This is a genomic window from Niallia yueguangensis, from assembly GCF_052663115.1.
Genome location: NZ_JBQTCX010000043.1, coordinates 1 through 12,086, shown reverse-complemented (window position 1 = coordinate 12,086; position 12,086 = coordinate 1). Strand labels below are relative to the sequence as shown.

The window sequence follows — 12,086 nt, the reverse complement described above, 5'->3', positions numbered from 1 at the left end:
AGAAGATCATGACCAAATTTTTGCTTATGTAAGATCGTTAGGCAATGAAAAGCTGCTTGTGGTATGCAACTATTATGAACAAAATACAACATTCATTTTGCCTGAATCTATTACATTTAACGAGAAAGAGCTGTTAATCAGCAATTATCATACGGACGAATCGGAAGAGATTAAAGAAATAAATCTTCGTCCGTATGAAGCAAGAGTGTATAAATTAAGTTAAAGAGACAAGGGTATAGTGTTTTAAATAAAGGCTGTTTGCGTATAGATTGTTGCTTTTAAACTCGCAGCCTGCATACACTTCGTCCGTTTAGCGAGCGTCGAGCCTCCTCGTCGCATACGCTCCTGTGGGGTCTCGTCTTTCTCGCATTCCCACAGGAGTCTACGTGTATGCAGGCTGCTAAGAAACGCTTTTCCAAATGTATTATTGTAAAAAACAACAAACTTTGAGAAAACAGCCTAAATAAATGATAATTTTCGTCTAGTATAAAACATGCGACATAGGCAATAGTGAAAAATACTCGCTATGAAGATACCCTATCATTTATCAATGGAGAATATTTTTAATAAAGGTGTACCATTTTTGGTACATCTTTTTGGTGTTTAGTGTCTTATTTACCATAAGTTTAAGCTTATACGGAAAGAAGTTAGTATACTATATATAATAGATCAATAAAGTTCTTACTTTTTTTCTGGTATTTTTGTTGCTAGTGTAGTATTTTTAACAAGATAATATGGAGGGATATATATGATAAAGAAAATATTATTTGACTTGCATACACATCATGATAGATGCGGTCATGCAACTGGAAAGATTGAGGATTATATAAAGGCGGCAATTGATAAGGGACTTCATTATATCGGCATTTCTGATCATTCTCCGCTTTTTTACAGTGACAAAGATCAAATGTGGCCAGGGTATGCAATGGCAAAAAGTGAACTTGGAAATTATGTAAAAGAAGTTTTGGAACTTAAGGAAGCTTATAAAGACAAAATTCATGTATTGCTCAGCATGGAAAGTGATTATTTTCCAGATCATTTCGAACTATATCAAAAAAGCTATCAAAATTATCCTTTTGATTATTTAATAGGTTCCGTCCATTTTGTAAATGGAGTAAGCATATTTGATCGTAAACAATGGGATGGTTTAAATGAAGTAGAACGTATTGAACTGAAGGATAACTATTATAAGCTTATTCAAGAATCAGCAAGATGTGGTATGTTTCAAGTGCTTGCCCACGTTGATGCGATGAAAGGATACTATCCAGAATTTTCGAAGATTGAGACACCAATTATTGAAGAAACACTTAAAGTTATTAGTGAAGAAGGCGTTGCAATTGAAATTAATACATCTGGTAAAACAAAAGACTGTGGAGGATGGTATCCTTCAAACGAAATTTTAGAACGTGCCTTATATTATGGTGTTGATATTTCCTTTGGATCAGATGCCCATACACATGAGCGAATTGGAGAAGATTATCATGATGTTCAGAAGAAGTTAAAGGAAATCGGTTTTAAAGAAATGGTGTTTTACGTAGAAAAGAAAAGACAGTCAATCCCTTTATAATAGAGCACAGTTGATAATAAATAGTGATATTAAAAAAAAAGAAGGGTGAGAATTTATAGTAACCTAACTTTATACCACTTTCTTTAAGTTTAGCTCGATTTCAAAAACAAGCAATATCTATTTTAAGACTAAAAGAGAGAAACTATTAGCCTTACCTAATGTCCTAATTTGCTAAATGAAAAATTAATTATCTTATAATTTAAAAAAGCTGTCAGGTTTTATGACAAAAGTATAGACGTACATTAACTATTAATTTAATATTAAGAAAAGTTAATAGATTCACAGATTATTTGAAAAACGTTTTTCCGTTATGTGATGGGATGAACGTTTTGGATAAGCAAAGCAAGATATTTATTTTTGAACAGAAAAACGTTTTTCTATATGTAATGGGATAAACGTTTTTGGATAAGCAAAGTAAGATATTATTTTTGAACAGAAAAACGTTTTTCTATATGTAATGGGATGAACGTTTTGGATAAGCAAAGCAAGATATTTATTTTTGAACAGAAAAACGTTTTTCTGTATGTAATGGGATAAACGTTTTGGATAAGCAAAGCAAGATATTTATTTTTGAACAGAAAAACGTTTTTCTATATGTAATGGGATAAACGTTTTTGGATAAGCAAAGTAAGATATTATTTTTGAACAGAAAAACGTTTTTCCATTATGTAATGGGATGAACGTTTCTGGATAAGCAAAAACAAGATACTATTTTTTTGAACAGAAAAACGTTTTTCTATTATGAAAATAGGATAAATGTTTTCATATTAAGCAAAGAAGATACTATTTTTTTGAACAAAAAAACGTTTTTCCATTATATAATAGGATGAACGATTCTGGACAAGTAAAGAAGATACTATTTTTTTTGAATAGAAAAACGTTTTTCTAAACCAGATCAATTATATCTACAATGGTAAAGGGTGAGGTAATGAAAATAACAATTAAGGATGTGGCAAGGAAAGCGAACGTTTCCATTTCTACGGTCTCAAATGTTATTAATAAAAGCAAAAGGGTAAGTCCAGAGGTAAGTGAAAGAGTGTTAAAAGTAGTTAATGAGCTTGGTTTTAGTCCTAATGTGATTGCGCGCAGTTTAATTAAGAAAGAAAGTTTGTCGATTGGTGTTCTAATTCCAAGTATTGAAAATACATTTACTTCTATTTTTGTAAGAGTAATTGAAAAAGAACTTTTTAAACATAATTATTCGACATTACTTTGCAATACGGAGCTTGATATGGATATCGAGTTGCATTATTTAAAGTTGATGAAAGAAAAGTATGTAGATGGAGTCGTACTGCTAACTTCTAATTTGCAGCAAATGCATATCGATTTTTTTGAGGAAAATTCTATTCCTGTTATATTAGCAAGCCTTACCGACAAGAATGGCAAATTTTCCTCCATTAATATTGATGATTATCAGGCCGCTTATGATGCAACCGAGTATTTAATTAAATTGGGGCATCGAAAAATAGCATGGTTCGGTGGTGCTTTGAATCATGAACATTCTAGTAGTAGGTTTGAAGGATATAAACAAGCATTTGCTGATTATGAAATTGTATATGAAAAAAATGTTTTTTTTAATGAAGAATATCAAATTAAATCAGGCTATGAGAGAGGTATGGAAATTTTCAGGAAGCCAAACTGCCCTACTGCTGTATTATGCATTAGCGATGTGATTGCTATAGGAGCCATTCAAGCAGCAGAAGAATGCGGACTTCGAATTCCAGAAGATATTTCGATTATGGGGTTTGATGATATTCCAATTTCGGGTGCTTATCGACCTGGAATCACGACTGTTCGACAACCGGTCTATGATTTGGGAGTTCAGGCAGCGCAAATGCTGTTACAACAAATTAAGGAAAAAGAAAGCTATAAAAAAGAAGCAAGAATTCTTCCGCACGAAATAATAATACGAGGCAGTTGTAAAAATATTTAAAACGGTGAATAAAGAATGACTAGTCATTCTTTATTCAATATAATTCGAATATTCAAAATAAATAGATTGATAATATTTTTTTGAACAGAAAAACGTTTTTCTATTGTGGAAATAGGAAGAACGTTTCTAGCCAAGTGAAGAAATTAAAAAGGGGGTGTTCATTCAGTTTATCTATCCGTTTGAACTATTCATTGTTCCATTAAACCTGAAAAAAATTAAAGGAGTAGGATAAAAATGAAAAAAATACTAAAAATGTCGTCAATAACAATGATCATTCTGCTTTTACTTGTGGCTTGTAATAAACCTAACTCATCTGATCAATCGGGGACAAATACAACTGATGGAAAAGATACAGCAACATCAACCGAATTAAAGCCAGAGCCTGGTGCTGAATTGCTTTTTTGGACGATGAAAGATCCATTGGTTGAGTCAGCAGTGAAAGAATTTGAAGAGAAATACAACATAAAAGTAAAAGTGGAAGAAGTACAAACTTGGGATACTGCAGACCGGGTGAAAACAGATGGACCTGCGGGAATTGCAGCTGATGTAATTGGTATGGTATCCGACAATTTAGGATCTACTGTGGACTCTGGCGTTGTATTGCCTAACGATTATTTTGAAAAAGAAACAAGAAAAAATAGTAGTAAAGTTGCTTTAGATGCCTCTTCTTATAAAGGAGTACTTTATGGTTATCCTCGAGATGTTTATACTTATTCGCTATACGTTAATAAAGATTTGGTGAAAGATGCAAAATTAGAAACATGGGATGATATTAAAGCTTTTGCTAAGCAATATAATAACGTCTCAAAAAATCAGTTTGGGTTTATGTATGATGCAAAAAGTTGGTACTTTAATTCTTCTTTTATTTTAGGATATGATGGTTATATTTTTGGGGAAAATGGTACTGACGTAAATGACATTGGTATTAATAGTGCTGGTGCAGTTAAAGGGATGGAGTTCTATCATTCTCTAAAAGAAATATTACCACTTAAGTTGCAAGATATCAGTAACGATGTCAGATTACATCTGTGGGAACAGGGGAAACTAGCGATAAACATGGACGCTACTTGGAATCTTGGTCCTAATAAAAAAATGCCATTTGAGGTTGAAGTTCTTCCGTTGCCAGAGATGTCTGATGGCAAAGCACCAGTAGCTCTAGTAGGTAGTACAGGTTATTATGTGACTTCGTATACTAAATATCCAAATGCTTCAAGGCTATTTGCGAACTTTCTTACTTCTAAGGAGAAACTAGGAGAACTTTATGAATCCACAGGAAGAATTCCAGCACTTAATGGATTTGAGAATGAGGAAAAGTATAAAAATGATCAAATGCTGCAGGGATTCCTAACTCAAATTAATAATGGTGCTGCACTACCAAATGTTCCGGAAATGAGTAACTATTGGAAAAGTTTAGAATCGGCTACTATGGAAATTTGGGATAATGATGCAGAAGTTAAAAAGACGTTGGATAACGCTGCAGAAAATATGAAAAGCGGAATTAAGACAAGTAAGTAAAAATAGCTCGGATAAATGATATTCATTAAATTAAACTAGGTACTTTAGCTTTAGCAGTGTAACAGCAATTTATTTTTAATAAATTATTAAATAGTTTGTGAAATAGCCATAAGTTGGAGTGATAAATGCCAACTTATGGTGACCTCACTATTTATCATTAATGGGGGTTATAGACCATGGCAGGATTGCGTTTTGAGCATGTGAAGAAAAAATATAAAAATGATGCTTATACAGTTAAGGATTTTCATTTAGAAGTGAAAGATAAAGAGTTTTTAGTACTTGTGGGTCCTTCTGGTTGTGGCAAGTCAACAACCCTTCGAATGATAGCTGGGTTGGAGGATATAACAGAGGGAGACTTTTATATTGGGGATAAACTAGTGAATGATCTTGCTCCAAAAGATCGTGACATTGCGATGGTTTTTCAAAATTATGCTTTGTATCCTCATATGACCGTATTTGAAAATATGGCATTTAGCTTAAAACTGCGAAAAGTGCCAAAGAAAGAAATTGAAAAGCAAGTCCATGAAGCAGCAAAAATCTTAGATTTAGACCATCTTTTAAAACGCAAGCCTAAAGCTCTTTCAGGTGGGCAAAGACAGCGGGTTGCTTTAGGACGCGCTATCGTTCGGAATCCACAAGTATTCTTAATGGATGAGCCTTTATCCAATCTAGATGCCAAACTTCGTGTGCAAATGCGTTCAGAAATAAGCAAGCTGCATAAACGTTTGGAAACGACATTTGTGTATGTGACACATGACCAAACGGAAGCAATGACTATGGGAGATAGAATTGTTGTTATGTATAACGGAGAAATACAACAAGTAGCAACACCAACTGACATATATGATTTCCCTGTTAATAAATATGTTGCAGGGTTTATAGGATCACCTGCAATGAATTTTATAGAGGGAAAGATTATAGAAGAGGGCTCGAATCTTTATTTTAGTACGCAGGGAGTCAAGGTCCAAGTTTCTAAAAAAGATGACTACATCCTTCGCTCGAAAGGATATGCTGGCCAAGAAGTGATCCTAGGAATCAGACCTGAAGACTTCTATATTGAAGCAATTAATATAGATACTTATGAAGAGTTATCGGCAGAAATTGAAGTAGTGGAAAATATGGGATCAGAGCTGTATTTATATGTTAAAAATAACTCTATTCCTCTAACTGCAAAGGTGAAAAATAAAGGGGAATACAACAGTGGTGATCATATCACATTGGCCATTGATATGAATAAATGCCATTACTTCGATATGGAAACGGAAAAAGCAATAAGATAAAGAAAGCACTGTGTATATTCAATTAAAAAAATTCGGGGTTTTTAAACTCATATTCTATTAAGTAATAACAGTACTTTTCTAATTTAGAAAAACAGGAGTTGAATCTTCATGCTTGAAAATGTAATTAAGTTTACCAAACTATCTAATAACTCCTATAGAAGGAATGCATCGATTTTATCCATTTTAATGATGGGACTAGGTCAAGTATATAACAAGCAGTATATAAAAGGAATATTTCTTCTTGCCATTCATGCCTTTAGTATATATACAGCCATATATCGTCTTCCTTATGCAGTTTGGGGTTTAATAACTTTAGGAGAAAAAAAGACGCAAATGGAAAAAGTCGGGGGTATATATCAAATGGTAATGGGAGACCATTCCATTTTGTTAATGGTTGAAGGCCTTATTACTCTCTTTATTTTTTGTATTATCGTATGTATATATATTCTAAATATTAAAGATGCGTATATAGTAGGAAAAAGTCGGGAAGAGGGAATAAAGCCTAATACGTTTGTTCAAACAATAAGATATATAACAGAATACAGATTTCCGCAAATTATCTTATCGGTTCCTATGCTTGGTGTATTTTTCTTTACTGTATTGCCAATCATTTTTATGATTTTACTCGCATTTACTAATTATACAAGGGAAAATATGCCGCCTGCTCATTTGGTTGATTGGCAGGGATTTAAGACATTTCTCGATATCTTTAAAATAAAGGCATGGAGTCATACATTCTATGGTGTGATGATCTGGACGTTTATATGGGCTGTTTTTGCGACTCTTTTTCCTTTCATCGGTGGGTTTGGGATTGCGTTGTTAGTTCAGAAAAAGGTGATTAAGTTTAAAAAGGTGTGGCGCACCATTTTTATCCTTCCATTTGCTATTCCTATGTTTGTATCCGTACTTATTTTCCGAAATATGTTTAACGGACAATTTGGTCCTATTAATCAGTATTTAGGGTATCTGGGTATTTCGAAAGTACCTTGGTTAACAGATGTTATGTGGGCAAAGTTTACGGTTGTGTTAGTGAATTTTTGGTTGACCTTTCCGATCAGCATGTTAATGATTATAGGGATTTTGACGACTATTTCAGCAGAATTATATGAAGCAGCAGATATAGATGGTGCAAATGGATTTCAAAAGCTTCGTTTAATTACGTATCCTATAGTTATGAAAACAATGGCTCCTTTACTTGTTGTTACCTTTGCTCAGAATATAAATAATTTCAATGTTATTTATTTGTTAACAAATGGAAATCCAGCAATTGGAGATTATAAATTTGCAGGGGGCACAGATATCTTACTAACATGGCTTTACAAGCTTTCCGTGGAGCAGGGGCAATATAATTTTGCTTCCGTTATTGGAATATTTATTTTTATCATGTTATCAATTTTTACTATTTATAGAATAAAGAAAACAAAATCGTTTAAAGAGGAGGATATACACTGATGAATAAAACGAAATCATTTCTGGATATCTCTTTTAGCTATATAACTTTAATCATCGTTGCTGTCATTTGTATTTATCCTGCCTTATGGGTAATATTGTCTTCTTTTCGTCCAGGAACGTCATTGTTCAGTGAAACTTTGATTCCTGCTCATTTTACGTTTGATCACTATGCAACACTTTTTAAACAATATCCATTTGGACAGTGGTATTACAATACAATTAAGATTTCGTTAATAAGCACATTTTTCGGTACCCTTTTTACATTGATAACAGGATATGTATTTTCTGTTTTTCATTTTAGTGGTAGGAAAAACTTAATGAATACTTTGCTTGTTTTACATGTATTTCCAGGTTTTATGAGTATGATTGCTATCTATATATTGCTTAGCCAGATGAATCTTCTGAATACTCATACTGCACTCATATGTGTTTATGTGGCAGGAGCACCGCTTTGGTTTCTATTCTCGAAAACTTATTTTGACACCATGCCAAAAAGTGTTATTGAAGCTGCCAGAATAGATGGAGCCGGTCATTTAAGGATTTTCACTCAAATTATTTTGCCAATGTCAAAACCATTAATTGTATTTACCTCCCTTATGACATTTAATACAGCATTTACGGATTTTATTTTTTCAAAGCTAATTTTACGTTCCCCCGAACAAAAAACGCTTGCTGTTGGTTTGTTTGATATGATTAATGATAAAGTTGCAGGTCAGCTTCCCTTTACATTATTTGCGGCAGGCTGTGTTATGGTTGCCTTGCCTGTAACATTATTGTTTATGTTCATGCAGCGATACTTGATAGATGGGCTAACAGCTGGGGCTGATAAGGGATAAAAAATCTAGAAAATCAATATTATATGTTTAAAAGCGCGCAAGCCATATCACATCAAATAAAAGAGGGAAAAGATTAATGATGAATGATATAAAAAAACAAGAGCAACATACTACTAAAATTGCAATTATTGGAGGAACATAACGTAAAAGTGCAATATTGGATTCCGGTCTACTGGAAGAAAAACCTTTTACTATCGAGACTCCTGTAGGGAGATCGCCTGAAATCTGGTATGGAAGTTCGAAAAACACACCATTTTATTATTTTTCATGATCATGGCAGTGGCAAGTTTGTAGAGACTTGGGCTGCTTTATATCAATTGGGAGTGAAGGAAGTGATTGGGGGGCGACTGCGGGTGGTATCAATCCAGCAATGAAGACTCGTGATTTTGTTGTTCCTAATGATTTTATTGATTTTAATTTCGAACGTCCTCGCTCACTTCCGCATGCTATCTTTAATGAAGAGGGATTAATTTTGCCGCGATATACACCTGCAACTGATCCATATCTTGAAGAAATACTTCTTAGCGAGACTAAGAGGCGCTTGGAACAGGATAGTGCTTTTAGCTGATATCAATGTACATAAGGGTGGCGTCGTGGTACAGGCCGCGGGAGGTCGCTTTGAAACACCTGCTGAGATTAGGATGTTCCAGCAAATGGGCGGTGATTTAGTAACAATGTGCATTGGTACCGAAATAGCATATGCACGAATGGCAGGCATTCATTATTCTTGTTTGGTTATTATATCCAATCCAGCTGAAGGGCTAGGAGAGTGGAAGTTTGATAGTCTTTTAGATATTTATCAGACATTGAATAAGGTGTCACTAGATATTATCGTTGCTTCGTTGCCTCATATCTTTAATTTGGAAGGGAAGCCCCGTATTGGGGAAGGGTTGCGTATCCATCCCTAAAAAACTATAGGGGATAAGCACCGGGGAGTCATTTTTAAATAGAAAAACGTTTTTCTGTATTTGGATAACAATGGTCAAATTTCAACATCTCATCTTTATGAAGTTAAAGGTAAATATTAGGAAGGAAATGGTTGCAACATTTCTATTTGGAGGGTTATTATGCAGCGAGATATAAAAAAAATCATTTCACAAATGACTTTAGAAGAAAAAGCGAGCTTATGCTCTGGATTGGATTTTTGGAAATTGAAGGGGATTGAGCGATTAGGAATTCCTTCGATTATGGTAACAGATGGTCCACATGGACTTAGAAAGCAAAAAGAAGGAGCGGATCATTTAGGGTTATTTGATAGTGTTCCGGCAACTTGTTTTCCATCTGCTGTCGGGCTGGCAAGTTCTTGGAATAGAAACTTGATTGAACAAGTAGGAATAGCATTAGGAGTGGAAGCCCAGGCAGAAGATGTAGCTGTTCTTCTTGGACCAGGCGTAAATATTAAACGATCCCCTCTTTGTGGAAGAAATTTTGAATATTTTTCAGAAGATCCTTATCTATCATCTGAAATGGCGGCACATCATATTAAAGGTGTTCAAAGTCAGGGTGTTGGGACGTCATTAAAACACTTTGCAGTGAATAATCAGGAGCACCGAAGAATGTCAACGGATGCAGTTGTAGATGAAAGAACGTTGCGGGAAATTTATTTAGCTAGTTTTGAAGGAGCTGTTAAGCAGTCTCAGCCATGGACGGTTATGTCGGCATATAATAAGGTAAACGGAACATTCGCTTCGGAAAATAAAACATTATTAAATGATATTTTGAAAGAGGAATGGGGCTTTGAAGGGTTTGTTATTTCCGATTGGGGAGCTGTTAATGAGCTTGTTGACGGAATAGCTGCTGGTTTGGAGCTTGAAATGCCATCAAGTGGTGGAATTGGTGAACAAAAAATTGCGGATGCTGTAAAGAGTGGCAAACTATCGAAAGAAAAATTGGAACTTGCTGTAGAGAGAATGCTGCGAATTATATTTAGAGCAATGGATCATAAAAAAGAAGATGCTATCTACGATAAAGAAGCTCACCACCAACTTGCACGGGAAGCTGCAAAAGAATGTATGGTGCTGTTAAAAAATGAAGATTGCATTCTGCCGTTGAAAAAAGAAGGCACTATAGCTGTGATTGGAGAATTTGCCAAAAAACCAAGATTCCAAGGGGGCGGAAGTTCTAATATAAAGCCAACAAAGCTAGAAAATATTCTAGATGAAATTTATAGTATTGCTGGCAATAATACAAATGTATTATATGCTGACGGCTATAACCTCAAAAATGATGCTATTGATGAAGCAAAAATTAATGAGGCAAAAGAAACCGCAGCTAAAGCAGATAAAGTGATTCTTTTTGCTGGGCTACCTGATCGTTACGAATCTGAAGGGTATGATCGAGAACATTTACGTATGCCTGAAAATCACTATAAATTGATTAAAGCTGTAGCAGAAGTTAACAGTAACGTTGTTGTTGTTTTAAGTAATGGCTCTCCAATTGAAATGCCTTGGCTCCCTAATGTAAAGGGAGTGCTTGAAGGTTATTTGGGTGGTCAAGCACTTGGAGGCGCCATTGCTGAGTTACTATTTGGAGAAGCAAATCCAAGTGGAAAATTAGCGGAAACTTTCCCTAAGCAATTAAGTGATAATCCATCTTATCTATATTTTCCTGGTGAAGGAGACCAAGTGGAATATAGAGAAGGCGTTTTTATCGGCTACCGCTACTACGATACAAAAGAAGTAGAACCATTATTTCCATTTGGTTATGGCTTAAGCTATACAACTTTTGAATATAGTGATCTATCGATAAGCAACAAAGAAATTCAGGATACAGATCAAGTAACGGTTAGGGTAAAGGTGAAAAATATTGGTGACAGAGCTGGTAAAGAAGTAGTACAGCTTTATGTAAAAGACATAGAAAGCAATGTGGTTAGACCTGAAAAAGAGCTGAAAGGTTTTGAAAAATTAGAACTCCAGCCAGGTGAAGAAAAACTTGTTACTTTTGTATTAAATAGACGTTCTTTTGCTTATTATCATGATGGAATAAAGGATTGGCATGTAGAAACAGGTGAGTTTGATATACTGGTCGGTAAATCTTCTAGAGATATTGTTCTTAAAGATAAAATTCATGTTCAATCGACTACCTATATAAGTAATCCAATCCATCGAAATTCACTTGTTGGAGACTTACTGGCTAATCCCACATTAGCTCCATTAACACAAAAATTTCTTGTGATAGCAAATGAAAATAATCCATTAGCAGCAGAAGTTGATGAAGAAAACGAGAACGCTGAGATGATGGCAGCCTTAAATAAATATTTGCCATTACGAGCACTAGTTAATTTTAGTGAAGGAGTTTTTTCGGAAGAAATGCTAGAAGAGATGATTACGCAATTAAATGAAGTATTAACAAACGAAAATAAATTGCTTTCACAACAAGTTTGATTATAAAATACAGTATTTTACAATGTTAAATAAGAATCCATTTTGAGAAAAAGAGTGATCAAAAATGGATTCTTATTTATTTCCATAGTTAATTGATAAAACCAATAGATACCATGGCAG

10 protein-coding genes are annotated in these 12,086 nt (G+C 34.3%); all 10 read left to right on the top strand.

The window, feature by feature from the left end:
- Positions 1–223: alpha-glucosidase C-terminal domain-containing protein (locus ACTYA4_RS21845; RefSeq protein WP_443483635.1), on the top strand; the 223-nt coding region annotated here is incomplete at its 5' end.
- A gap of 525 nt (positions 224–748) precedes the next feature.
- Positions 749–1,567, top strand: coding sequence for a histidinol-phosphatase (locus ACTYA4_RS21840; RefSeq protein WP_443483636.1), 819 nt, complete (start codon positions 749–751; stop codon positions 1,565–1,567).
- Positions 1,568–2,495: 928 nt separating this feature from the next.
- On the top strand, positions 2,496–3,500 hold the full coding sequence (locus ACTYA4_RS21835; RefSeq protein WP_443483637.1) for a LacI family DNA-binding transcriptional regulator: 1,005 nt from the start codon (positions 2,496–2,498) through the stop codon (positions 3,498–3,500).
- A gap of 234 nt (positions 3,501–3,734) precedes the next feature.
- Positions 3,735–5,015 carry a sugar ABC transporter substrate-binding protein gene (locus ACTYA4_RS21830; protein ID WP_443483638.1) on the top strand — a complete coding sequence of 427 codons (1,281 nt, stop codon included), beginning with the start codon at positions 3,735–3,737 and terminating at the stop codon, positions 5,013–5,015.
- Between the two features lie 176 nt (positions 5,016–5,191).
- Complete coding sequence (locus tag ACTYA4_RS21825) at positions 5,192–6,295, top strand: ABC transporter ATP-binding protein (RefSeq protein ID WP_443483639.1); 1,104 nt, start codon at positions 5,192–5,194, stop codon at positions 6,293–6,295.
- 108 nt (positions 6,296–6,403) lie between these two features.
- Positions 6,404–7,747 carry a sugar ABC transporter permease gene (locus ACTYA4_RS21820; RefSeq protein WP_443483640.1) on the top strand — a complete coding sequence of 448 codons (1,344 nt, stop codon included), beginning with the start codon at positions 6,404–6,406 and terminating at the stop codon, positions 7,745–7,747.
- On the top strand, positions 7,747–8,583 hold the full coding sequence (locus tag ACTYA4_RS21815) for a sugar ABC transporter permease (protein WP_443483641.1): 837 nt from the start codon (positions 7,747–7,749) through the stop codon (positions 8,581–8,583). The genes ACTYA4_RS21820 and ACTYA4_RS21815 overlap by 1 nt, the downstream gene beginning before the upstream one ends.
- Positions 8,584–8,881: 298 nt before the next feature.
- Positions 8,882–9,151, top strand: coding sequence for a phosphorylase family protein (locus tag ACTYA4_RS21810; protein WP_443483642.1), 270 nt, complete (start codon positions 8,882–8,884; stop codon positions 9,149–9,151).
- Positions 9,138–9,491, top strand: coding sequence for a phosphorylase family protein (locus tag ACTYA4_RS21805; RefSeq protein WP_445505861.1), 354 nt, complete (start codon positions 9,138–9,140; stop codon positions 9,489–9,491). The genes ACTYA4_RS21810 and ACTYA4_RS21805 overlap by 14 nt, the downstream gene beginning before the upstream one ends.
- Before the next feature lie 159 nt (positions 9,492–9,650).
- Positions 9,651–11,966 carry a glycoside hydrolase family 3 C-terminal domain-containing protein gene (locus ACTYA4_RS21800; protein WP_443483644.1) on the top strand — a complete coding sequence of 772 codons (2,316 nt, stop codon included), beginning with the start codon at positions 9,651–9,653 and terminating at the stop codon, positions 11,964–11,966.
- Positions 11,967–12,086: the final 120 nt, after the last annotated feature.